At 35.8% G+C, this 22,549-nt stretch carries 28 protein-coding genes and 3 pseudogenes; 7 read left to right on the top strand and 24 right to left on the bottom strand.

All coding sequences use genetic code 11. From position 1 onward, the window contains the following. Positions 1-238: 238 nt before the first annotated feature. Together RBU59_RS22815 and RBU59_RS22810 are read right to left on the bottom strand one after the other, a co-directional pair. On the bottom strand, positions 239-463 hold the full coding sequence (locus tag RBU59_RS22815; RefSeq protein ID WP_308144773.1) for a hypothetical protein: 225 nt from the start codon (positions 461-463) through the stop codon (positions 239-241). Between the two features lie 340 nt (positions 464-803). After that, positions 804-959, bottom strand: coding sequence for a hypothetical protein (locus tag RBU59_RS22810; RefSeq protein WP_308144772.1), 156 nt, complete (start codon positions 957-959; stop codon positions 804-806). Positions 960-1,057: 98 nt separating this feature from the next. Here RBU59_RS22810 and RBU59_RS22805 point away from each other — a divergent pair, with 98 nt between their 5' ends. The 5 genes from RBU59_RS22805 (at position 1,058) to RBU59_RS28885 (ending at position 3,671) form a co-directional block, all read left to right on the top strand. Next, positions 1,058-1,705: a TetR/AcrR family transcriptional regulator gene (locus tag RBU59_RS22805; protein ID WP_308144771.1), complete on the top strand. Its 648-nt coding sequence runs from the start codon at positions 1,058-1,060 to the stop codon at positions 1,703-1,705. An 89-nt stretch (positions 1,706-1,794) separates the two neighbouring features. After that, a complete protein-coding gene (locus RBU59_RS22800) occupies positions 1,795-2,529 on the top strand; it encodes an ABC transporter ATP-binding protein (protein WP_308144770.1) in 735 nt (244 codons plus the stop codon). Next, a complete protein-coding gene (locus RBU59_RS22795) occupies positions 2,523-3,221 on the top strand; it encodes an ABC transporter permease (RefSeq protein WP_308144769.1) in 699 nt (232 codons plus the stop codon). The genes RBU59_RS22800 and RBU59_RS22795 overlap by 7 nt, the downstream gene beginning before the upstream one ends. Continuing rightward, positions 3,222-3,500 (top strand): hypothetical protein, encoded by a 279-nt coding sequence (locus tag RBU59_RS22790; RefSeq protein ID WP_308144768.1) that lies wholly within the window; start codon positions 3,222-3,224, stop codon positions 3,498-3,500. Positions 3,501-3,527: 27 nt separating this feature from the next. Further along, complete coding sequence (locus tag RBU59_RS28885; RefSeq protein WP_308144767.1) at positions 3,528-3,671, top strand: cysteine-rich KTR domain-containing protein; 144 nt, start codon at positions 3,528-3,530, stop codon at positions 3,669-3,671. A 68-nt stretch (positions 3,672-3,739) separates the two neighbouring features. On the opposite strand, the pseudogene RBU59_RS28880 reads toward RBU59_RS28885, so the two are convergent. The 4 genes and pseudogenes from RBU59_RS28880 to RBU59_RS22770 all read right to left on the bottom strand — a co-directional run. Next, positions 3,740-3,844 (bottom strand): annotated as a pseudogene (locus tag RBU59_RS28880) (type I restriction enzyme subunit R domain-containing protein); the annotation flags it as partial. 124 nt (positions 3,845-3,968) lie between these two features. Beyond that, entirely contained in the window at positions 3,969-4,256 is a 288-nt protein-coding gene (locus RBU59_RS22780) for a helix-turn-helix domain-containing protein (protein WP_308144766.1), read from the bottom strand. 595 nt (positions 4,257-4,851) lie between these two features. Continuing rightward, positions 4,852-5,853, bottom strand: coding sequence for a Gfo/Idh/MocA family protein (locus tag RBU59_RS22775; protein ID WP_308144765.1), 1,002 nt, complete (start codon positions 5,851-5,853; stop codon positions 4,852-4,854). 125 nt (positions 5,854-5,978) lie between these two features. Next, positions 5,979-6,971, bottom strand: a complete 993-nt coding sequence (locus RBU59_RS22770) for an ROK family transcriptional regulator (protein WP_308144764.1) — start codon at positions 6,969-6,971, stop codon at positions 5,979-5,981. 241 nt (positions 6,972-7,212) lie between these two features. Between RBU59_RS22770 and RBU59_RS22765 the strand changes: the two genes are divergently transcribed. Continuing rightward, positions 7,213-7,959, top strand: coding sequence for an ABC transporter permease (locus tag RBU59_RS22765; RefSeq protein WP_308144763.1), 747 nt, complete (start codon positions 7,213-7,215; stop codon positions 7,957-7,959). Continuing rightward, entirely contained in the window at positions 7,923-8,213 is a 291-nt protein-coding gene (locus tag RBU59_RS22760) for a hypothetical protein (RefSeq protein ID WP_308144762.1), read from the top strand. The genes RBU59_RS22765 and RBU59_RS22760 overlap by 37 nt, the downstream gene beginning before the upstream one ends. Before the next feature lie 148 nt (positions 8,214-8,361). Here RBU59_RS22760 and RBU59_RS22755 read toward each other — a convergent pair whose 3' ends face one another. From RBU59_RS22755 to RBU59_RS22675, 18 genes and pseudogenes are all read right to left on the bottom strand, one after another. Further along, on the bottom strand, positions 8,362-9,309 hold the full coding sequence (locus tag RBU59_RS22755) for an NAD(P)-dependent oxidoreductase (protein ID WP_308144761.1): 948 nt from the start codon (positions 9,307-9,309) through the stop codon (positions 8,362-8,364). Positions 9,310-9,531: 222 nt separating this feature from the next. Next, positions 9,532-9,789, bottom strand: a complete 258-nt coding sequence (locus RBU59_RS28875; protein ID WP_442871718.1) for an amidohydrolase family protein — start codon at positions 9,787-9,789, stop codon at positions 9,532-9,534. A gap of 508 nt (positions 9,790-10,297) precedes the next feature. Then, positions 10,298-11,470: an LCP family protein gene (locus RBU59_RS22750; protein WP_308144760.1), complete on the bottom strand. Its 1,173-nt coding sequence runs from the start codon at positions 11,468-11,470 to the stop codon at positions 10,298-10,300. A 718-nt stretch (positions 11,471-12,188) separates the two neighbouring features. Continuing rightward, positions 12,189-13,322: a flagellin lysine-N-methylase gene (fliB, locus tag RBU59_RS22740; RefSeq protein WP_308144759.1), complete on the bottom strand. Its 1,134-nt coding sequence runs from the start codon at positions 13,320-13,322 to the stop codon at positions 12,189-12,191. An 822-nt stretch (positions 13,323-14,144) separates the two neighbouring features. Next, positions 14,145-15,020 (bottom strand): hypothetical protein, encoded by an 876-nt coding sequence (locus RBU59_RS22735; RefSeq protein ID WP_308144758.1) that lies wholly within the window; start codon positions 15,018-15,020, stop codon positions 14,145-14,147. Between the two features lie 298 nt (positions 15,021-15,318). Then, positions 15,319-15,561, bottom strand: coding sequence for a DUF6930 domain-containing protein (locus tag RBU59_RS22730; protein WP_308144757.1), 243 nt, complete (start codon positions 15,559-15,561; stop codon positions 15,319-15,321). After that, a complete protein-coding gene (locus tag RBU59_RS28870) occupies positions 15,531-15,647 on the bottom strand; it encodes a DUF7309 domain-containing protein (RefSeq protein WP_442871694.1) in 117 nt (38 codons plus the stop codon). The genes RBU59_RS22730 and RBU59_RS28870 overlap by 31 nt, the downstream gene beginning before the upstream one ends. Then, positions 15,613-15,900, bottom strand: a complete 288-nt coding sequence (locus tag RBU59_RS22725) for an SEC-C metal-binding domain-containing protein (protein WP_308144756.1) — start codon at positions 15,898-15,900, stop codon at positions 15,613-15,615. Before RBU59_RS22725 ends, RBU59_RS28870 begins: the two co-directional genes overlap by 35 nt. A gap of 171 nt (positions 15,901-16,071) precedes the next feature. After that, positions 16,072-16,485: a hypothetical protein gene (locus RBU59_RS22720; protein WP_330698388.1), complete on the bottom strand. Its 414-nt coding sequence runs from the start codon at positions 16,483-16,485 to the stop codon at positions 16,072-16,074. Positions 16,486-16,703: 218 nt separating this feature from the next. Then, positions 16,704-16,949, bottom strand: a complete 246-nt coding sequence (locus RBU59_RS28595; protein ID WP_330698387.1) for a helix-turn-helix domain-containing protein — start codon at positions 16,947-16,949, stop codon at positions 16,704-16,706. Between the two features lie 236 nt (positions 16,950-17,185). Next, positions 17,186-17,314 (bottom strand): hypothetical protein, encoded by a 129-nt coding sequence (locus RBU59_RS22710; protein ID WP_308144755.1) that lies wholly within the window; start codon positions 17,312-17,314, stop codon positions 17,186-17,188. 181 nt (positions 17,315-17,495) lie between these two features. Next, entirely contained in the window at positions 17,496-18,173 is a 678-nt protein-coding gene (locus tag RBU59_RS22705; RefSeq protein WP_308144754.1) for a hypothetical protein, read from the bottom strand. A gap of 634 nt (positions 18,174-18,807) precedes the next feature. Beyond that, a pseudogene (locus tag RBU59_RS28865) lies at positions 18,808-18,921 on the bottom strand (hypothetical protein); the annotation flags it as partial. A gap of 395 nt (positions 18,922-19,316) precedes the next feature. After that, on the bottom strand, positions 19,317-20,204 hold the full coding sequence (locus tag RBU59_RS22695) for a GNAT family N-acetyltransferase (RefSeq protein WP_308144753.1): 888 nt from the start codon (positions 20,202-20,204) through the stop codon (positions 19,317-19,319). A gap of 69 nt (positions 20,205-20,273) precedes the next feature. Continuing rightward, complete coding sequence (locus RBU59_RS22690; protein WP_308144752.1) at positions 20,274-20,447, bottom strand: hypothetical protein; 174 nt, start codon at positions 20,445-20,447, stop codon at positions 20,274-20,276. Positions 20,448-20,702: 255 nt separating this feature from the next. Further along, positions 20,703-20,846, bottom strand: a complete 144-nt coding sequence (locus RBU59_RS22685) for a hypothetical protein (RefSeq protein WP_308144751.1) — start codon at positions 20,844-20,846, stop codon at positions 20,703-20,705. Between the two features lie 40 nt (positions 20,847-20,886). Continuing rightward, complete coding sequence (locus RBU59_RS22680) at positions 20,887-21,678, bottom strand: zinc ribbon domain-containing protein (RefSeq protein ID WP_308148626.1); 792 nt, start codon at positions 21,676-21,678, stop codon at positions 20,887-20,889. Continuing rightward, positions 21,655-22,371: pseudogene (locus RBU59_RS22675) on the bottom strand (recombinase family protein); the annotation flags it as partial. The gene RBU59_RS22680 and the pseudogene RBU59_RS22675, both read right to left, overlap by 24 nt. Positions 22,372-22,549: the final 178 nt, after the last annotated feature.

The following is a 22,549-nucleotide window of genomic DNA, read 5'->3' as shown; positions in this document are numbered from 1 at the left end:
AATTTTCTTTCGATAATCAGCCATAGAACTGTCCTCCATTTAAAATAATAAAAATCGTGAAATGAAGAACATACGGTGGTGAACGGCAGTTAAGATATCCATTTGTATTCAGTTGTGTCTCTTAATTGAAATATTTGTTCGATAATTTATGAAATGTATCGAATATAAAAAAGTCAGCAGACTGCCAAACGCTGTCTGCTGATTTTTTATTTTATTTAACAGAGAAGCATCGAATACACTAAAAACTCTGCCATTCATTCGCTTTCCGCTCGATCCACAAGCATATTGAGATTGTTTTATTGTTAAATTGCGGAATAATTTTACCTAGAGCTTTATATTTAGTGCTCCCATAATTCGAAACAGGTTTCATATCCATACGTTCTATACCTCTTATATCCTGCAAAAATATTCTTCGATCTTTCATTTCTTTTTCCGAATCATTGATGTTTTCTATAATCGGCATTCGGATATTTCGCCACAAGAACTCACCCACAATCCAATCTAAATATAAAAACAACAGACTTTCCAGCAAAATTTAAATTTACAAGAAAGTCTGTATATATTTAAATTAAGCGTTCTACATCTGTTCGAACATTTTCTGAGCATAACCTTTAATGTCATTTGTATTAATCATATTGTGTGATACGATATTATTCTTTTCTCAATATGCATCATATAGTGCTTTTAAATTAAAATTATTTACCTCTGCGACATAAATTTCAGAGCCGCAGTCTACACAATGCGCTTCTTTTCCAATATAAGAATATTTTTCACCTTTAATAGTACCTTCCATTTTCTTTTCATTAATAAAGCTTTTGCAACCGTTCCAATTTCCGTTCAATCAGTTCTACATCACTGCCATCGACCTGGTTCATTGTTAAGCGACTTTTTATCATCCTTACCGGCTTTTCAAAAACAACATTTTCTTTCTTCCGCTTACTGTGTGTTGTTTTACCCAACACACTTTTTTCTTGAATTAACTACATAGGGATTGACAAAAGAATAAAGAATTGATAGAATATATATAGACCAACCGTCGGTTTTTATAGGAGGTGCCATGGGAAGAAATAAATATCCAGAACAAACACAGGAAAGAATAGTTGATGCGTCAATAAAGCTATTTGTTGAAAAAGGCTACGAGCAGACCACAATACAGGATATTTTGAATGCTCTCAATCTTTCCAAAGGTGGGCTATATCACCATTTTAAGTCAAAAGAAGAAATTTTAGAAGCTGTGAGAGAAAAACGAGCACAGTACGCCGCTGATATGCTGCGAGAATTAGTTCAAAACACTAAGGGAACAAACACAAAGGAAAAGTTGAAAAAAATTCTTTATCATCTGGTTACAAATACGAAAACTCATATGTTTGATACAGTTTTGACTTCACAAGCAAAAGATCCATTTTTTGTTATGGGTGCCTTACAAAATGCTGTCAATAAAGATGCGCCTATTATAGCGCAGCTGATAGAAGAAGGGGTAAAAGATGGCTCTTTACAAACTGCACAGCCTAAATTATGTGCAGAAATATTTTTAATGCTTTTAAATTTTTGGGCAAGTCCAATTTTGTTTGAGCGCAATTTAGAGGAAACGCAAAAGCGTTTATACTACCTGCAATCGGTTATGTGTATGCTCGGATTAGATATAATTGATAGCGACTTTATTGTGAGCATTACAAATGGGTATGACAAGACTGGAATGTTTTAAAAGCTTTTTAATCAAAATGGCTGTTATTATAACAGTCCATTTTTAACACATTTTAAAGACCGACTGTCGGTTTTTTACAAGGAGAAAATATGTGTTTACAAATAGCAATTCAAACAAATCATTTGGTAAAGTGCTTTGGCAATAATAAAGTTATTAAGGATTGTTCTATGTGTATCGAGCAGGGTACAATCTATGGCTTTCTTGGCGCAAATGGTGCAGGAAAGACCACCATATTTAAGCTACTGACTGGTTTGCTGATACCCGATTCTGGCAGTACTGAAATATTGGGGTCAGCTATGCTAAAGAACCGTGACCGAATGCTTTCTCAAATAGGAAGTTTAATTGAATCACCTGCTTTTTATGAGCATCTTTCGGCACGAAAAAACTTAGAAATTCACTTAGCCTATATGAATACTTCTGGATTTGGGGTTGAAAAAGCATTGCAAATGGTAGGGCTATCTGATGTTGGAGAAAAAACTGTTGCCAAGTTCTCACTAGGTATGCGACAGCGACTTGGAATCGCCAGAGCATTGATTCACCAGCCTAAAATTTTGATTTTAGATGAGCCGATTAACGGACTTGACCCTATGGGAATTAAAGCGATGAGAGAATTGTTTTTAATTCTTACAAAAGAAAACGGTATGACAATTCTAATATCCAGTCATATCCTAAGTGAAATTGAACATATAGCAGATACAATTGGTGTTATTGTTGATGGAAAAATAGTATGTGAATCTAATTTGGCACAAATTAAAGCAGAGCACAAAGGCAGTCTTGAGGATTATTTTTTTGCCACCATGAATGGAGGAAATCAGCTATGGTGAAACTTATTAATTTAGAATTACAGCGTATCAATTTGCGCCCTTATCTCATCAGCAGCACTATTAGCGGTTTTGTATTATTGGCATTCACCTACTTTATTGCTTATGTGGCACAGGTGGAACAAGAAGTGGACTTTATGAACTATGAGAACATCTTTCTATTTACTGGTGCAATGAGTATTCTCATTTTTGGTGTTTTATCAGCATCCATGTATGAAAAACTGATTATTGAGGAGTATTCTGGAAAACGGTTGGCATTACTCTTTTCTTATCCCGTGGGTCGCAAAAAAGCATTTTCAGCAAAAATATTGATTGTTTTCTCATTCGTGGTGCTATCCATGCTGCTCTGCACGATACTGCCTATTTTTGTTTTCGCTGCTACTGAATCGTTCTCCCCCATTGTATCGGATACTATGACGAGCGACATCTTGATAAAAGCAGTTGCCACTATAGTTGTTTCTATAGTTGCAGTCAGTGCAATCGGGTTATTGGCTATGCGCATTGGGTTTATTAAAAAGTCCGTACCAGCTACGTTAATCAGTTCATTTATTTTGTCTGGTATTTATGGTAATATTGCGATTGGCAGTGCAGGAAATTTTGCCATTTCCTTGCTGATTATAGGTGTTTCCTTGCTTGCTATTTTAGCGGTATTTGTTACGTTATCCCACAAAATCAATCATATGGAGGTAGAATAAATGAAGCAGGATAAACTTTTTAAGGTCACAAGAAAAGCAATAGAGAGACCCTTAGAATTTACACAAACACTTTTAGAAAAAACAGAAAAAGTGCGAACACCCTCGCCAAGAGTTGATAAAATCGGACGGACAATCGGTGCCTATATCGGCATCGGCTTGTTGTTGACAGGAGCTTTTCAGCTATTTGTAGGTAAAATTCCGTGGGCGATTGGAACAGCATCTGCAGGAGGGGTCACGATATTATCAAATCTAATATATCCTCTTAAGAATAAAAAATAAAAATAACTACTCTATGGAAAGTGAAGCATGAATACAAAAAAGTGGTTACTATGCCCTATCTGCAAAAATAATACAAGAATTAGAGTGCGTGAGGACACAGAACTTAAAAACTTTTCCTTTGTTCTGTGCCTCAAGAAAAGCTTTCACGTTTGCCTTGATTATGTACTTTGAACGCTCATCGCATTCATAAAGCATACAGATGAGATTTTCTGCGGATCGGTAAGCAAGACATATTGTTTTCTCGCTTCTCTCAGTACACGGTTTGTTCTTGAAAAAGCCTGAATCAAGCCATGTTGCTTAAGGTTTTTATCAACATATAATGTATTTAGATATTTAGAGTCAAAGCAACAGTAAGATTATATAAATACATTTCGCAATACTCTAGTCTTAACAAATAACGTACTGCCAATGTTGAACAACTGAGTATTTACAGAGAGTCTAGTTCTTGTTTCAAAATATTCTATACTGCTATGTCAGGATTTTTCTCATCTCCGATGGCTTTATTGAAAACACCTCCTCAAACGCCCTATAAAAATGGATTTTGCTTTGATAACCAACAGCTTTTGATATATCTTCAATATTCAACTTTTTATCTTCTAGTAACAACAACGCCTTTTGCATTTTTAATGTACGAACGTACTTATGAATACTAAGTCCTACAATTTCTTTAAAAGCAAACTGTAATGTTTTTTTATCAACCTCTACCATCTTTGATAGTTCAGAAATAATCGGAGGATTACCAAATGAATTATCCAAAATGCTTATAGCTCCCTTTACTGCTTTATGACTTTTATTGTTTAGCCTTTTTAGTTCTAATTTTTCTTTTCTTTTGAACAAAGTCCAAAACTAATAAATATGCTTCAATTGCTTTGGTTTTAAGATATTTCTCAAAAAGTTCATCAGTAATATTTGATTGTCTAATCTGCTTAAGTAAAGATGTTATACAGGAATGGAAACATTTCTACCGTTGATTCCTCGTGCCAAACGATTCCAATCCTCTTCCGTTATATTTATATTTTCTTGCTTTAATAATTTAACTGTTTTTTCGTTGCAACAGGACTATGGACTCCACATGCCTTGAACGGTCAAAAAAGATGCCTTCAAGACCCATTGACTCCTTGTCGGAGAATTATTTTATTAAACATTGCAAAACACCATTTCAGAATTCTTGCCTACTTTTTTTGAACCCGATATGCTAATTCTCCATTACAGACAAATATATTAGAATGGAAACTTTCGATTGATGAAATATTCACCCGGATGTAAAAAGAAAAATGCTTCTGGTAGTACTATCTTGATTGCAAAATGCAGCTTCTTTTGGACCGTCTTTGAGAGTAATCTTAATATCAAATTATTTGCTTAAATTTATCTTTTCTACCTCTACCCAGCCTCTGGTATCTATTGATTTATCTGAAGCGAGTCCAATCAAATTTAATTGTGCAACAGTTTGCGCATTTCCTTGGCTTGGCTCTCCACTTATCACGCAATCCAGGAAAGATGAAATGTTCTCACGTACCCCAGGCCAATCTGCATAGGGCTTTAATGGAGATATGTATTCAACAATCCACTCCGGGTGCTGCATGGTACGGTAACGAAGTTCGCCCGTAAAATAGTTCAAATAAATATCTCCTTTATCACCGCTGATTTCTATTATGATTGACACTCCTTCCGGACTGCTTACATTAGCCCTGAATATACCCCAGATACCATTATAATCATAAATTCCAGTACTTATATTCTGCATACGGCCAGAACAGCCATACCCATCAAGCACTAATACACGCTTTGGAATTGAACCAATAATTCGGTTTAAAACATCCACATACCAACAAGACATACGGTTCATCAAACACAAATCCGAATCTCTCGAATGCCCCCAGTCCGCATGCAATGTTATAGCAACATTATGTAATAATCCAATTGTATCACTCTTAATCAAGTTAACAGCATGCTCAATACCCGGATGAAAGCACAACTCAAGATGAGCATAAGTAACCTGAGACGAAGTAAGCAAACGGTTAATCATTATTGGAATCTGCCCCCGTATATGTGAGATCGGCGGTTCATAGAATATCGCAACCTCCCTTTGAAGTGCAGCAGTTAAAACAGCTTGATGGACACTGTCGGGAACAGCTATCATTACAGCATCAAAATCTCCATGACTCAATAAATCTTCATAGCTATCAAAGGCAGCTACATTATTACCTAATATCTCTCCCGCAAGCTGTCTTGTTTTTTCCGTTGCAGCCGTCACTGCAGTGATAACAGCGCGACCATCGTATTGCAAAGCTGGTAGATATGCTTTTCTAACCCAAGACCCAAATCCGATCAATCCCACTCGTAACTTTGACATTTTTTCCCTCCTAATTGTTTTATGCTTCAACCTAAAAAGTCTATTCTGACAGCATTTCCTGAAAATAACTGGGGGTGATAATTCACTGCCTGTAGTTGGATGAATATGCAATTCAACCGCGATCATTATGCCTTCGCCTCACTCTCATAAAGAGATAATGCCTGCAAAATCAAACCGGAAGTTATATCAGCTTCCAGTTCAGCCCGGTAAATAATAGATGGAATAATATTACGCACTACTTGTTTAGATACAGACATATTTATTTCTTTTTGCAGCTCGTCGGAGAAAAAGTCCCCATACAATATTATACGGTGCGGGTCGATAACGCTTGTGATAGCACATATTAGCTTTGATATAGCAGGAGCAATCTCTTTTTTGTTGCAATAATTCACCGTAAGCCAGTCAATGTTCAATGGCATCAAATTGATTTCTCCTGCATATCCGGACGTCCCTTTGAAGACTCTACCGTTTATTAATAGACCTGCGCCAGGCGGATAGCGTCGTGGAAAATAAATACCCACTATGGCAGGGAAGGTTCCCAGCGTCCGACCATATCCTGCCACAGCTGCATTAATATCATTTTCAATAATAACGGGAAGTCCATATCTTTCCTTTAGGTTGTTTGCGAAATGCAACCCTTCTAATTCTTTATAATCATTTGCCACAATCACACCATCACGTTCAACGCCCGGCAAGGAAAAGGCCAAAATCTTTATTGTCGGATATTTTTTTAAACATATGTCAATGACTGATTCAAAGCCCAATATATGAATACACTTATAATCATGTGTTACTTCCCATACCACTTGGCCTAATAAGTTGGTAACAGAAGCATGTATCACGTCTTTATCCTTGTTGGTTCTTGCAGAAAGTGCAAGTATGTATGCATATTCGGCGTTGAATATATAAGATTGAGATGGTCTTCCTCCTGTAGAGGAAACCATATCACCTGTCTGTACTTCTCCTGTTTCCACAAGAATATTTAAAATACTCCCCACAGTAGCAGGACTGATATCCGTCTTTTGTGCCAAATCTTTAACTGTAGAAATCCTGCATGAATACAAGGCACGGCGAACTGTGTCAATATTACTCTGCTTTATTGTAATTGCGTTTCCCATTAATTCCCCCCTCTATTATTCATTATTATAATAATACTTATTTTAACACTTATAATAAGTATTATTATAATATGATGCCCATATTTTGTAAATATCTTTGTTAAATAAAAAACCGACAAGGGGTTTTCCTGCCAGCCAAAATACTACGGGGCATTAGCCAAAAGTATGAGACAACATTAAAGGGGGTAAGCGGTGAATTTAAATAAAAACGCAAAAGAAATTCACATAAGGAGTGCATAAAATGGAAAAATCAAGTAGTAACGGCTCAGCTGCAATACAGTTGGATAGTCTCACAAAAAATTTTGGTGATTATCGTGCCGTCAGCAATCTTTCACTTGAGGTAAATGGTGGCGAAATATTCGGGTTTCTTGGTTTGAATGGAGCAGACAAATCAACCACAATTAAAATGATATTGTCATTGCTCAAACCCTCGTCCGGTAGTATCTATATGCTGGGGAATAAAGTTGACCCCGGAACTCACAAGTTATGGGAGCAAGTTGGTTATTGGGAAGGTTATTTTTTTGCGGATGATTCAAAGTACAAGAAGGATACACGAATGAAAATATTGTCATTTATACATTGCGAAGCCCTTAAAGTATTGCGTTCAAGTGTTTTTTGGATTGTTGTAGTCGCATTTGCCACTATGCCAATTATGCTTGGTTTAGTCACATATATCAATGCGGTAGATGCCGGATGGGAGCCTTATTTAACAGATTTACTTGGTTCAAGCACTGCTATTTTGGTGATTGGATTCTCTTTCACCGCTTGTTGGGTTTTCGGACGGGAATACACCGATAAAACAATCAGTGAATTGCTAGTGAAACCATTATCTAAACTTTATGTGGTACTTTCAAAGTTCATCGTAATTTTTCTTTGGGATGTATTGTTAGCCTTTTTCATGTTCGCGGTAGTATTTATTATGGGTATGTTGATTGGTCTTAATGGTGGAATATGGTTGATTATCATGAAAGTTTTCTTGCTTTTATGACTGCATCACTGTTAACTATGGTTGTCAGTACGATAAGTGCCCTATTGGCGAATGTCAGTAAGGGATATTTAGCTCCTATTGGACTTGCGTTCCTTATAGTGGTTATTTCCAATGTCGTTGCGCAGGCTGGGCTTGCAGCTTACTTTCCCTGGACAATTCCAGCATTATTTATTTCAAATGTTTCTCTTGGCTTCGCTAGCATCGCCATACCCGCTATTACGGGAATAATAGGGGTTGCTGGAACAGTCGCATAGTGGAGGTTTACCAAACAGCAATAGATTTAAGCAAGCTTTTACATAAAGATGATAGGGTATAAGTACCTATACTCATTCTCCACAGTCTATATGTTGTCTGTATAGACTGTAGAGAACTCCGCTAAGACTTGATGATAGTTATATCCGTTTAGAATAACTGATTAAGCTTGCTTTCAGGCTCTTCACCATTTTCTACACGTTTTATATTATTCACAAAGAAATCATATCTCTTTTTATGAAATTTGAGACCGTCAGGCATGCCTGCCGTATGAGGCGTAAGTATCACATTACTCAGATTCCGAAGCTCACTGTCAATTGGAAGGGGTTCAGTTTCAAACACATCCAGGCATGCGCCTGATATATCTCCATTTTTTAAAGCATCTATTAAGTCTTTTTCATTGGCAATTCCACCGCGGGCTGTATTAATAAAAAGTGCGGTATTCTTCATTTTCTTGAATACCTCTTTGTCGATCAGCTGTTTGGTTTGTGGATTCAAGGATGCATGTACTGTTACTATGTCTGATGCACTTACAAGATTATCAAAATCTGTCATTTTCACAAAACCGTCAGGTTGTACAACAGCTTTTCTAGCATAAGCCAATACATTCATATCAAAAACCCTGCAAAACTCGGCTACTTTTTTACCAATAGCGCCAAATCCAATAATTCCAATCGTTTTGCCTTTTAACTCACTTCCCGTATAGTCCAATTGATTTTGATCTATCTTTTTTTTCATGAAAGCATCAAGAAACGGTATGTTTTTATAATAAGACAATATTAATGCCATTACGTGCTCGGCTACTGCCTGAGCATTCACTCCTGCCGCATTGGCCGTCCAAATGTCTTGTTGCGTACAGGCATCGATATCTACATTATCATATCCTGCGCCTGTCTGCACCAATTTTAATTTTTTTGCTTTTGAAAGCAGATTGCGATCAATTTTAACATGTTCTGGTATGATTACTTGGCAATCTTCAATATGATGCAGCATTTCTTCCCCAGGCGGAACAATTACGATGTTCCATTCTTCTGGAAAATTCCTTATGATATTCAATTTTGAGGTCTCAGTAAAATAGCCGACTATGAGAATTTTCATTACCAAACCACCTTTCATACTTTATATATTTAAAGAAAATCCATTCCTTGTTTGTTGGACCTGGTCGGGCCTTGCAGATTACATATTATGCAATTTTCAATTTGTAACAGTAATCTCTTCAAAACTTAGGAATAGATTAACAACCACATTACTGCATCTTTATTGCCGTCTCTCCATGAGGCTCAGGTGAGCAATAAGATGTCAAACCTGGTAGGAAATTATTCATCCTTTAGCCCAAATAGGATAAAACTGCGGCTCGTCGTAGTAATGAAAATTGGTGGCGCCGTTTACCATAAAACCCACAAATCCGAGTTCTTTAATACAGCGCTCTGCCTCCAAAGCTGCGGCAACCGGATTCTGGAAAGCTAGATTGCCGAATGCCTTGAAACGTGTCGGATATCTTTTCGTGAGGTCGTAAAGTAAATCATTGCATCGGGTGGCTGTATTCACAGCACGTGCCGTGTCGAGATCGTTTTGAATGGGACCCGACCCCGGAAATTACCAGTACGTCGATACCGTATTTATCCATGTCGTCGATCTCCTGCTTTGATGCCCAGCGGGCCGTCCCGTGATGCCCAGCGCCCTCGGTTTTAGATTTGATGCCGCTGAGTGTGTAGTAATACCCAGCAAGGATAATAAGCCGATGACTCCAAACATGGTCAACGTCATAGCGATCAGGGTTATGATTTGGGATGCTTGCACTTTGATCCCTCCTTGCTTCGGATGTTCCTCGGACGGAATCGGCTCCACACCTAATTATACAGCAAAAATAAAAAAGTCGGAAATCATAGCAAACAGCTCTTTTTCTCTTTCCGCATATTGAACAAATGTGTGCAAAACAAAACGTAATGTCCAACGAAGAAGCAACCTTAACTCGCCGGTACACTGGTTATTTACTCTGTGCCCTTACGGAGAAAGTCAGTTGCTTCGCCTAATATGAGGGAATAAGTAGTTATAATAATATATTTTTCATTACAATCTTGACTTATTACTTTAATGTGGCAACCGCTTCCTTCTCTGTATCATCAAATATAAACTTATATAATTCAACTCTATTCTTATCCCAATCTAAAACAATCGGATAAGTGATTCCATTGTATTTCTTAGGTGCATCAAAGGCTCCGTCAGCCGGAATTCGGAAGGTATCCAAGGTTGTTATTTTATTCTCAACCAAATCCGCCATTGCTTTTTCTATCTGATTCTGTGTTAAATTCGTTGTCACATAACCCAGACTTTCTTTTGTAATGGATAGAATTTTGAACAGGTTTTTCGGAGATTTATAGCTATTAAATATCGCTTTTAAAGCTCTTTGCTGTCGGACAATACGACCATAGTCATCATTTACTCCGCCCAGAGTTTTTACTTTTCGTACGCGGACATATCCCATGACCTGATTGCCATTGAGATGATTAACACCTTTTTTTACATTTCGATTTTTCTTTTGCGATATGTAATTGGTTTTGTTAAGGTATCGTGCTTCTTCTTTCCCCAGCTCAATTGTTACGCCGCCTAATAGATCAACTATTTTCTCAAAGGATTTGAAATCAACCGATACATAACCGTCGATTTGGACCTTATAATTCTTTTCTATCGTATCAACCAATAATCTCGCTCCACCCCGTGCATAAGCAGAATTCAATTTATTTGCTTTATAACCTTGTATATCAACATAGCTGTCACGAAGCAACGAGGTAAGCTTTAAGGTATCATCTTTGGTATTGATGGAGGCAATCATCATGGAATCGGTATTTCTGGCTCCCCCGAATTCTTCGATACCGAAGATCAGATAATTGGTTACATAGTCTTCGTACCTTGCTCCGTCAGCATGCTCTGTACTGCCTGCCGCATCGTATTCCTTAATAATTTCTTCGTTGTTCATATTATGAAAGGCAAAGGTGCTTGCTGATTTATAGATAATGCTGCGTCCCGGCTTTGTTCCAATAATTAAGACAATTAGAATCAGTAGAATTAAAACCATAATGCCTGCCATTTTTAATGCCTTATGGTTTTTCTTTTTTCGGGAAGGTGACTTCTTTGGCTGCGGAGCCCTTCCTTGCTCTTCCTTTTCTACTAGCTCCATTTTATCTTTCTCTGCTTTTTCATCATTCATGATTTCAAGTACTTGCTGTTTTAATAAATCTTCTTCGTATCTATTTGACATAGGATCACCATTTCCGTATTTTATATAGAGTTATTAATGTTACATACTCTCTAATTATTGACCATATTATGATTTCTGTCAACTTATAACGAAAAAACTGCGGTAAACAAAAGCAGCTCATCTATACGGCAGCACAGTAATTCGGTTTCGTTAATATTTTTGTTTTAGATAACGGGATTTCCGATTTTGCCTTATCCTCTAAAACCAAACTGAATACAAAAGTACCAAACCAATATGTCTGATACTTTTAAATTGTAGTTATTAGTTCATAATCAGTCTGGAGTTGCGGAAAGGATATTCGATTTGCATAAACCGTGTGCCTATTCCATAGTGGAATGGGCCAATCGGTTTCCGGATTGTCCAATGCTCAAGCAAGAAATCTACAGACCTATCAAGCGCTGGTTCTTTATTGAGATAGTCACTAAAGCGGAATGCAATCAGGACAGTAAGTGTTGGGAAAGGGTTAGAATACTCATTTTGGACCTCTGCCAAAGCTAAACTTGTTGTAGCGCCAACTGCCATCGGTATATTGTGTATTCAAAAGGTGTTAGAAAGTTTTCTGCAGTCCGGCATCAAAAGCATAACCCCTGTGGCAAAGCACATTGACCGCATTAGCAGTATGGGTACAACTTAAATATCCATCTTACCCCCATGCACTGAATATTATATTGGCACATTCTTTAAGTAAAGGCTCGGTGATATCAGATTATTCACCTTATTACGCTCCAATAAGCAAAGCCAAATATCCCCATTCCCATATTAAGTTTTCAAAGCTTTTATCCAGATATTGACAGATATCTTCTTGATCATATCCCATCATTCGTGATATAACAACAATATAATTACGTACCACCGTATAAGACAGTTTTTCTTGTTCATCAAGTAACCAACTTAGAAAGATTGAGTGCCTCATTATCGCATATTCCATAGCAATCCACTGAATCATAACAACTATACTTTCCAAATCCGATTCTGGCATCAGACTGTTTGAGAAAATTTCTACAACAAGGTAATTGCGAAATAACTTTTCATAAGAAGAAAACTGCTTTTCGAATTTCTGTAATTGTACGATCATTTTACGCTTATCATAGTCTCTCGATAAGTTTTCCGCTATCACAGCTATTGGTTCCAGATAACTGGTATATAGTTCTTGCTTTCGATAATTTTCAGCTATGTCTAAAAAAAGTTCATTATTTTCTTCAAAAGTATCTAAACTAAGAAATTGCATGTTATCTATGGTATCTGATAATTCTTTTAAAACAGCTTTGTCCTTATATTCGTCTATCTCTTTTTTTAATACAGATTCGTTTTGATGAATATCCAGAAGAATATAAAAAATCATCATCACACTCTTTGAAATAGAAAAGTGTTGATTTTGCATAATAGTAATCATCATAGTTCGAATCTGCAACAAAATGTCTTCATCCATATCAAACATATTCTTCGTAAAACAAATTTTATCCTGCTGATTCATCAAATCCACAACTTCTGGGCAACAGGATACCAAAGAATATTCTTTTCTATCTGCAAATTCGTGTATCTGCCTTGGGAAAATCGCACAAGTTTCAGACAAAAATTCATCTCCAAAATTCAATACTAGATTGCAAAGTTTCTGTTCATTTAAGAAAGGACACTGCTTCTGTTCATTCAATGCAACGACACGTGTGCCATCTTTTTGTTTTACATATTGATCTAAATAATTATTGTTATGCTTTGTTAAGCTTAAGCGATTCCATTTTATATAAGTATCATCATCTACTGCAATCTTCCACTCTTGACAACAATTAAACGAACACTTGTCTGCAATGCAGGTAAAAGTGTCATAGTAGTCCGTTTTGATTTCTTTCTTCATAATCATCTCCTAAAGTACACTGATAGAGTCATTTTGTATACTTCTTATTTTCTCAGTGCTTCTTATAAATCCAGTATATAACTATTTTGTTGTTTTTTCAAATAACCCTTAGACTGTGATTGTTCCAATAATTGCTCCATTTTAATATGGAAGCTCGACATAGTAACCGCTTCACAACCAATCTATGCACCATTACCAACAACGATATCGCCCTTATTTTCCCAAGCCCGTGTAACATCCTTCTTTAAAATCTCAACATGCGCCAGGCGGAATGAACTGAAAAAACGCATCACCGACATAGGTACCTTCCTGCAGGAACAGCCCACTGCCCAGGCCGAATAATACTGTTAGAAGCTTTTGAAGTCGTTCTTTATTTTCCACGTAGTCAAGCGTCGAGTCTAAATCATATATATCAACTTAGCAGGATATTCTTTTCTGTTTTGCAAGATATGATTTTTGCCCGTTTTTCACACTGAAACCGCTGTTGGCTTTCGAATTTTGTACTAACCCTGCAATACGCAGCAACCTTCAACTTTTTTCTATAACTGATCTATTCTTCTAATATTTTTCATCATTATCTCTTTTCTCAAATTAGGGTACAAGAAAACCGTGAGCTGATAGGGGCTCACGGCTTTCACTAATTTTTATTCTATTTTATCCCTCGGTGGGTTGCAACAGGCATATAACCTCGCAATGCCTTGAGTGCGTAAAAAAGATGCGGTCAGAGCCTGGTGGGACCTTGGCGGAAGGGTCGATTGCAATAGATAATTATGTTATTTTAGTGAAATTTAATTACATATTCATAATAAAAACCAACTACCGTTATGTCACTTGACTAAGGTACTTTTCCAACAAGTAACTTACCCATTCTCCTTTTCTTCCGCGCTTATCAAAACTTATAAAGCCATCAGCCTTATAGATATAATTGATCCTCCAATTATTATCCTTCGTTTTCCTGCTTTTGATAAAATCGATAGCTTGTTTCACTCTGGGATTATTCATGTTCTTTGTCATATAAGCAATATCAATCAATTCAACGATATTCAACTGATATGATTGGGGAAATGCTATATCAAGTATATGCTTTGTTATAGGCTCGTTATTTGTTAATCGTTGATACAAATTATGCTGCAATAAATAGTCAGTACCTTTTATTATAATTTCCCTAACTTTATCATCCTGGACCGTAGAAGCATTATGATAATACAGCAGTGCTTTTACTGATTTTGCAATTCCGATATAACAAGGTATTGCTTTTAAACAACCACCATACTTGGTAGATCCTACACCAAGCCATAAAGTCTTTTCGCTTCTTTCGAACACTTGATAATTCTTAATCCATTCAACAGCACATTTAATATAATGATTATCGGCAAATCCTAACTTTGAATATGCTTCCACAATCATTGCATTATAGCAAGGCAACATATCTTCACTTTTTCCCGTTATTGAGAATCCATCGGACGTGGCATATGTTTTCTCTATATATTGCAGCAAGTCCTGAGTATACTTTAATCTTCCGGCATAAGGAATCTCTGAAAGGGCTAATAATCTCCATATAGGATATAATGAATTCTTTGAAAACTCACTGGTAAGAGACTGGATCAATTCAGATGAAAATAGAAGACTACTTATAGTTTCATCAGTCAGTTCTCTCCCATTATCGAACTCCATCTTAAGCAGTAATGCATCATCCATACTTGTTTCCCTTTCATTTTTCTATTTCATCGTTTATACTCTCAAGGGCTACCCTCTCAGCATTAAGGCACTCAATATCTCACAACCCGCTATTTATCAACCTTTCACCCTCTCAACCCTTATACAAACTTCTACATGTGCTGAGTCGGTGATAATGATTCCTGAAAGACGCATTTGTGCCTTGGCGTAGGCCTCGAGATATTAGCTCTTGCAAGTCCACAAACCTCCCATTAGTTCAACATTTCCCATTCTAATAGTTTTTTATTACTGACATTCAGCATCCATTTTTGCCGGAATGCTAATTAAACTTTCTCATAGAATTTAAAAAATCATCCATTGCATGCAATCTTTTCACCTTTCTAAGCTTAATTTCACATATTTCACAGATTTGTTCCAAAGCCGCTTCAACGATCATATTTGAAACTCGTATTTCTCTTGGCAACCCATATTTAAAAATGAAATCTATTAGACTATTCGCCAGAATCACAAGAGAATCCTCTTCCGGTTCATTCATTTCAAAGGAAATATATCCATATCCCACAAGAATTCCCACGGTTTTAACGTCTTAATACGTGTTGCGATCTCATATAATTTATTCCATTCTTCTATCGTTGCTTCCGTTCTCATATACACTCCTAGCACTACACCAACTCAGAATTGATTCATTAAGTAACGAATCTTTAAAACTTACCACAACACTTTTTAATTTCTTTCCACTGCCGCAAGGACATGAATCATTTGGGTAGACTTTTTTCGTAGTCTTCGTCATTTCTCCATTAATTCCATTTTCAAATGAAATGGAGGAAATATCTATTGCAGTTGCATCTAGATCGATATTTATACCCATTTGACCTAACTGTTCTTTCCCTTCGGCCAGCATTGCTGCTGCTCGCAAACTTTCAGGAAGAATCGTAGTAGTTCCCGGGTATAACGTTTTGTTCCTTTAAAAAAATGCAACATTTTTTCATGTTCTTCTTATATGAATCCTGAAAGCAACTATGAAGCAAAAATCCATCCATAGTTGTACATATGACTGGAACTGAATCTCCAATTAATTGATGCAGAGTACATGTACATACAAATTCAGTAGGATGGAGGAAAGCTCTGTGCCATATCCATTCTGTTCACTGCTGATACAAGTATTCTTCAGATGTGCAAACTCAATGAGCTTTTTTCCGCCTTCGGTAAAATCTCCACATGCCACTACTACCTTTTCCTTTCCACGTGAATCGGTATAGGTTCCGAGAAGTGTCTCCTGGGTTTTGAAACCGAGGGAGGCAAAAATATGGCAGGCAAGATATTCACTGATACACCCATTGGTGTAACTCATGGTTATATTACGACTTGGGACAGGCGGAAATTTAAGCATATAGCTATTTCCCTCATAAAGAATATTAATTTTATTTCCATTTGCTCCACCGTAGGCTCTGAATTTATTTACTTCACACGATGTAAAATCAATCATTAATGCTCTTCTCCTTTCCCTCTGTACCAAGATATTTTTCACGAAGACAGCTAGCCTGTTCCTCAGTAATTAAGTCAGCCCAAAGATTGGAATTAATGGCTCCATATAATTCGTCCCACAAACAATCAAGATAGAGCACCTGTTCCTTTTCACCTTGTAAATATTCTTTTATTGCTTTTTTAACACTCTCCGGCAGTCCAGATTCCAGATAAGTTTTTCTATTTGGTTTTTCTATTTGGTTTTCCTGTGACTATGTTCTCTTCCGGCTTTGTTTCCAGTGCCAGGAGTTCCTCAATTGTTAGACCAAGCGTTTTGGATAGTTTGGAGAGTGTTCCTGCGCTACAACGGTTAAGATGGGTTTTCCCGGAATAAATATCTGCAAGAGTAGTCCATGGAATCCCGCTAATTTTTGATAAACGATAACGGGACATATTCGTATTCTGTAAAAGCTGTTGTATTGTCATTTTCATCACCTGCATTCATTATATCGGTGTTCCGATATAGTGTCAAGAAAATACCCTTCTATACTATATAATAAATTATCTCTCAACAAAAGCACTTATGGTTTCCTTCAATTCATCACTGAACTCTTCGAGATCTACAAAGCTAATTGCACCTTCGTTTATAAGTGAAATAATATTATAAATAAGGTTCGACCGGTTCATTTCTAATTGAACACCAGTTTTCTTCTTATCTACCTTTATTCTCTTGTCCAGTCTCCAAATTTTTCTGATGGATTAGCGTCTTCACTTAGTAATTCTATGTATTCTAAATCTTTCAATTCGTTATGGATAAGTACCTGATTTAATTGTATAATGTTATCGGACATGTTCTATAGCCTCCTTTGAGAGATTTTGTTGTGGTGACTTAATTTTACCAAACAGCTATAGACCATGTCTATTTATATTAAATTGAATTTGCGAAATAAATTATACCTCATCAAATCATTATAGTTAATTACGTTCCTAATCATAACATTCTTTTACTATTTCTACAGAATATTATAATTTTTAATTAGCATTTGGCCAATCTGTAGATACGGCAATTGATTTACCATCCTTCATAAAGACAATGAGGCCAATACAACGTCCTGCAAAGCTATCCATTTCATTGTCACTATCAACCTCAGCATTTAAAATAGCACTGTAATAATAGATTGAATCAAAATCAAACATTGACAAAGGGCCTTTTTTATAACTCAATAAATAACTGCTTACTTTCTTATCGACTCCAATCTCATCTTTATCATAAATATTAAATGATAAATTTAATTTGTTAATCTCACTTTCACTCATACCAGTTTTAAGACCGCAGGCAAATTCATAGTTATCATTAGTTAGTATTACAGAATACAAGCCTCCGTCTTCTGTCGTAATATAAACTATTCCATCACCCGTATAATAAGTTAAGAACCCATCAAGCTTTTCTTCCGAATAAGAAACCGCTAGCTTTTCAGAATATTTTCCTTTAATGTTTTCAATTGTTGCGCTATAGAATGGTGTATTCTCTAATAATGGATGCTCTTTTATTAAAATATCATTTTCATTTATTTGCCTTTCGTCACTTCCATTATCTGGTTGAATCAGTATATTATTATCATCCTTTGTTGTTTCCTTCGTACAACCAGTACCAACCATAACTATAATGAAGATTATAAAATATATTATCTTTAATTTTTTATACTTCATTACTTACCTCCATTCAAAATATCTTTAAATCTATAATTACTCTTATCTATACAGTTTACTACCAAACATATTCATCTTCAATTAAAATTAAAATAATTATTAACTCAATATTCCCACGAGCATAGCTGGTGAAAATGTTTGACTTATCAAGCATAATTATTACTTTAATTGGTTCATTGACATTAAAATAGCACCTATGAAGTGGTATAATAAGATTAACACATCAAATAAACCATTACAGAAGAGGTGCTAATCTTATGCATTTTAAAGTTCATTTAATAGCACATTGTAAGGATATCTTCTCCAACTACACTATGTCATCCGTGGAAGAGCAAAAAAAGCGGGGCTAAAAATTGCATTTTTAGCCCCATTTTTTTGCTCATTTTTCGCCCAAAAACCACGACATCTTGTGGTCAAACCTTACTTTTTGCCATCCAAACCACATTTCGTCATCAGAATTATCGTTTCAACATGCCTTGAGTAGACAATAATGATGTCGTAAAGAACTAGCTGTGCCTTCGCGGCAGGGTATATTTCTAAAATTGCTTTTTTAGACGTTTCATAGGTCCAAGCAAACGCCATTTTGCTCTTTCGATATTGTACAATTTATTGGTTATTATAATGAAAGGGAGTATCAATAAAAATCTTTCGATACTGCTTCTGTCGCTTTATTAATAAAAGCAGCAATTTTACTTGGACTTTCCTTCATACCACGATTGACCCACTTTTCATTTACGGCTATAGTGCCATATGCGGTAAATAAAAATTAGATGGTCGGCTTGATTTATCAGTTCCAGATATGCTTTCATTGCTTCGTTTTCCACCAAATCACTTCTTTTATCATCATAAACAAGAGATCGCGCCATAGGGCATAATTGAAAAAAGCACCACCAGACTGGTGGTTAATACGCTATTTTCAAACAGATTGTCACGTTCTGTGGGTAACGTGGTCTGTTTATCAGACACAACCTCACCCCGGATTGTCTCTGGTTCAGAATTAAAAATGGACTGGGTCAAGAGATACTTTTTCTCATAATTCAGAAATACGCTGATTCCTAACCCGATAATCCCAGTGAGTAAACCCGCAACGAACAGCCAATTCAAAGAGTAAATCTTTCAGAAATGCTCTGGTTTTAACAGCTTTCATTTCAAATGTTCATCAAACAACTCTTTTTTTAATAATATTGGTGTTATAGTATCGCCATAAAAATCTTCCGTTTCTCCAATAACTTTACATCCAAATTTTATTAACATATTTACAGTTACTTCTCTTGCTTCAATATATACCTCATCCGTATATTGGCTAAAAATTTCTTTTAATGAATAAATGGCTATTTTTTGACCAATACCAAAACCTCGCAATCTCTTATCAACAGCAAATCTTCCCCATTTCCATTTATCTTTTTCTTTCCAAGATGCTGCCACCCCAATGATATCTTCTCCTACTCTTGCACACCACCAGATTGGCTTTAAATTACCATCAATTGAAATTGATTCTGCAGGAATACTCTGCTCATTAGCAAATACTTCTGTTGCTAATTTTATTGCATCATTCATATAATTTTCCGAAATTTTTTCTATCGAAATTCTAGAATCATTCTTTCTTAGATTGTTTTTTAATGCAAGAATTCGAAATACTCTAAATGCTCTAACAATATTATCTATGTCCTCGCTATTTCCTAAATCTAAAATCTCTTTTATAAATGCATTTGCTTTATAATCCCCATCGCTAATAGTTGTCAAACCTAATGGCAGAATGTAGATATCTTTCATTCTCTTATCATCTTCAGACTTTTTCAATTCTAAGTAATTTTTTGCCTCCATATTGCTAACTATTCTACTAAGTGAAGCCTTATCAATACCCAGGTTTATTAATAATTCATTAAAAGGAGTCTTTCCGTTTTGTTTCAGGTAATTTAATATGTGCGCTTGTGCAATTGTCAAGTCTGAATTGAAGCAATTGTGATTTAATAAACCTAATTCTCTCACAATTAACCTTACCTCTTTTCTAACTATTTCTTCTTTATTCATACCACGCCTCCGATTAGTTGATATTATCAACAATATTACCTCGTTCTTAGTTTTTTGTCAATGCTCTTTTCAAATCAACCAAAATAACGTAATACAATGCCCTCCGTTGTAATGTAGGATAATAACAAGTATGCATTCTAAAATTTCATCTTCTTTTAAATCACCGCTTAGCATTCTCAACCCATATTCATGTATATCTTTTATTACCGCTATACCCTGTTGCCCATCTTCACCTTTAACCACATTATTGCACACCTTGCTTTTTCAAGCTGCAATATCATAAACTTTTATAGTTATTTATAGTTACATTATTTAGTATATAAAATTTTATAAGATATTTTCCAAATCATTTCCACATTAATCTTATCTAGATAATTAGCCTGTTAATTTAGCCTTGGATTACACTCCAAGGCTTATGTTTACTTATTCACATCAATATCTACAGTTATTTCTACATTATAGCTCGCCAAATTTTTTTGAGTTAATAAAACGCACGTCTCAACATGTGTCGTATTGCCGATAAGAACACATATTATCCAGCTCGTCCTGCCAGAAAGAACACATATGAATATGATCATCTGCTTTACTATTAATTTCATTTAAAACTTCTTTACCATCCAACAGGTCATCAAATACGCTCATTTTAATGCTTCCTTTCTAACCTATCAAATGTATTCACTTTTCAACTAATTTGCTTTTTACATAAACTTATATATCTTTCCTTCGCATCAGGAATTGCCTTATACCCATTTCCTTTCAGTACAAACGTTAATTTATACGGATCAATCGAACCATCTTCGTTTGTTTCGCCAACGATTACTTTCTCTACAATGCTTTCAAATACAACTCTGTCAAACTCGTCAAGCATATCTACTTCCGATAGCCTTTCTCTTAAATCCTTCATACGTATTTTGATGTTTTTTTTAGAATCTAAATTTAGCATCAAGAGTTCCTTTTCATTTTTACTCTGATTAATCTTATCCGTAAAATCATTATATTTCTCATCATATGCTTCTTTAGAAATTGTATCATCCAATAGCATATCAGTCAATTTTTTTCGCTTAGACTCCCATGCACTCAAAGATTTTTCAATTTTCTTTAATCTTACTATATCTTCTTCATTTGCTAAGGCATCCTCTACTGTTGCAAGAACAGAATCCAATACATCATCAAAATTAACTGACAACAACCGATATACCTCTAAGAATGCGTTTTCAATAATTACTTCATCTAAAGCTTTACTATGAGGGCATAAATCTTTACCTTTATTAGTAGCTGTCCTGCACTTCCAAACCGGCTTTGTAGAATGTGTGTCTTGATTATGGGCTCGTCTTGTGAGTTTAGTTCCACAAAACCCACACTCACAAAGACTGCTGAGCGCATATTTTCTTGTAAACTTTTCCCTTGTACCGCCAATCGTCAGCACATTTTCCTTATAACGCTTTTTACGAATTTCCTGGGCTTTATTCCACATTTCGGCAGAAATAATAGGTTCATGATGATTTTTAATATAGAACTGGTCCTCTTCTCCCATGTTATCAAGCCTTCGTTTTGAAATCGGATCAACAGTAAATGTCTTACCAAGTAATAAATCTCCTTTGTATTTCTCATTGGAGATAATTCCTATTATTCCACTATCCGTCCATTTCACCTTGCCTTTCTTATTTTTCTTACCAAGCTGAACCAGTTGATTTACAATGGTATAAGAACCATATCCCATGATATACTGTTCAAAAATCCAGCGAACAGTTTGAGCTTCCTCTTCATTAACTGTAATTGTTTTATCTTCCGAATGATAATCATATCCCAGACAGCCATTAAAGCCCATCATTTCGCCGCGCTTCATTTTCATCTTAATACCCATTTTTACATTAGCCGACAGTGATTCTACTTCATTTTGAGCCAAAGTGCTTAGAAGTGCTAATGCCATTTCACTTTCCATGGAAAGAGTATTGATATTTTCCTTCTCAAACACGATAGCAATATTTTTCTCTTTCAGTAAACGGACATACTGAAGCGTATCTACCAGATTCCTTGAGAATCTTGAAATAGACTTGGTTAATATGATGTCTATCTGTCCATTCATACAGTCTTTTATCATATTCAAAAACCCTTCACGCTTTACTGTCTTTGTTCCGGTAATAGCCTCATCAGCGTAAATCCCAACAAAAGCCCACTCTGTATTTTTTTATAATCGGATTTTATTGCTCGTCACCACCGCTTCTATTAGTTCGGCGGATGTCAGTTATTACGCAGTCATTTATTGCGCACCCACATTATTACAGCCGCTTATTAGAATCGGACAAATTTTTAGTTATGTTTCAGATATATAATTCTTGAAAAAT

Source organism: Anaerocolumna sp. MB42-C2, from assembly GCF_030913705.1.
Lineage (GTDB): Bacteria > Bacillota > Clostridia > Lachnospirales > Lachnospiraceae > Anaerocolumna.
The sequence above is the reverse complement of the archived record's forward strand: the minus strand, read 5'-3'. Positions and strand labels throughout refer to the sequence as shown.

What these genes read in the sequence shown, in the direction of transcription:
- RBU59_RS22815 (WP_308144773.1), bottom strand. Translation starts at nt 463, where the DNA reads ATGCCGATTATAGAAAACATCAATGATTCGGAAAAAGAAATGAAAGAT.
- RBU59_RS22805 (WP_308144771.1), top strand. Translation starts at nt 1,058, where the DNA reads ATGGGAAGAAATAAATATCCAGAACAAACACAGGAAAGAATAGTTGAT.
- RBU59_RS22800 (WP_308144770.1), top strand. Translation starts at nt 1,795, where the DNA reads ATGTGTTTACAAATAGCAATTCAAACAAATCATTTGGTAAAGTGCTTT.
- RBU59_RS22795 (WP_308144769.1), top strand. Translation starts at nt 2,523, where the DNA reads ATGGTGAAACTTATTAATTTAGAATTACAGCGTATCAATTTGCGCCCT.
- RBU59_RS22790 (WP_308144768.1), top strand. Translation starts at nt 3,222, where the DNA reads ATGAAGCAGGATAAACTTTTTAAGGTCACAAGAAAAGCAATAGAGAGA.
- RBU59_RS28885 (WP_308144767.1), top strand. Translation starts at nt 3,528, where the DNA reads ATGAATACAAAAAAGTGGTTACTATGCCCTATCTGCAAAAATAATACA.
- RBU59_RS22775 (WP_308144765.1), bottom strand. Translation starts at nt 5,853, where the DNA reads ATGTCAAAGTTACGAGTGGGATTGATCGGATTTGGGTCTTGGGTTAGA.
- RBU59_RS22770 (WP_308144764.1), bottom strand. Translation starts at nt 6,971, where the DNA reads ATGGGAAACGCAATTACAATAAAGCAGAGTAATATTGACACAGTTCGC.
- RBU59_RS22765 (WP_308144763.1), top strand. Translation starts at nt 7,213, where the DNA reads ATGGAAAAATCAAGTAGTAACGGCTCAGCTGCAATACAGTTGGATAGT.
- RBU59_RS22760 (WP_308144762.1), top strand. Translation starts at nt 7,923, where the DNA reads ATGGTTGATTATCATGAAAGTTTTCTTGCTTTTATGACTGCATCACTG.
- RBU59_RS22755 (WP_308144761.1), bottom strand. Translation starts at nt 9,309, where the DNA reads ATGAAAATTCTCATAGTCGGCTATTTTACTGAGACCTCAAAATTGAAT.
- RBU59_RS22750 (WP_308144760.1), bottom strand. Translation starts at nt 11,470, where the DNA reads ATGTCAAATAGATACGAAGAAGATTTATTAAAACAGCAAGTACTTGAA.
- fliB (WP_308144759.1), bottom strand. Translation starts at nt 13,322, where the DNA reads ATGAAGAAAGAAATCAAAACGGACTACTATGACACTTTTACCTGCATT.
- RBU59_RS22735 (WP_308144758.1), bottom strand. Translation starts at nt 15,020, where the DNA reads ATGGATGATGCATTACTGCTTAAGATGGAGTTCGATAATGGGAGAGAA.
- RBU59_RS28870 (WP_442871694.1), bottom strand. Translation starts at nt 15,647, where the DNA reads ATGAGAACGGAAGCAACGATAGAAGAATGGAATAAATTATATGAGATC.
- RBU59_RS22725 (WP_308144756.1), bottom strand. Translation starts at nt 15,900, where the DNA reads ATGCTGGCCGAAGGGAAAGAACAGTTAGGTCAAATGGGTATAAATATC.
- RBU59_RS22720 (WP_330698388.1), bottom strand. Translation starts at nt 16,485, where the DNA reads ATGATTGATTTTACATCGTGTGAAGTAAATAAATTCAGAGCCTACGGT.
- RBU59_RS28595 (WP_330698387.1), bottom strand. Translation starts at nt 16,949, where the DNA reads ATGACAATACAACAGCTTTTACAGAATACGAATATGTCCCGTTATCGT.
- RBU59_RS22710 (WP_308144755.1), bottom strand. Translation starts at nt 17,314, where the DNA reads ATGTCCGATAACATTATACAATTAAATCAGGTACTTATCCATAACGAA.
- RBU59_RS22705 (WP_308144754.1), bottom strand. Translation starts at nt 18,173, where the DNA reads ATGAAGTATAAAAAATTAAAGATAATATATTTTATAATCTTCATTATA.
- RBU59_RS22695 (WP_308144753.1), bottom strand. Translation starts at nt 20,204, where the DNA reads ATGAATAAAGAAGAAATAGTTAGAAAAGAGGTAAGGTTAATTGTGAGA.
- RBU59_RS22685 (WP_308144751.1), bottom strand. Translation starts at nt 20,846, where the DNA reads ATGAGCGTATTTGATGACCTGTTGGATGGTAAAGAAGTTTTAAATGAA.
- RBU59_RS22680 (WP_308148626.1), bottom strand. Translation starts at nt 21,678, where the DNA reads ATGTGGAATAAAGCCCAGGAAATTCGTAAAAAGCGTTATAAGGAAAAT.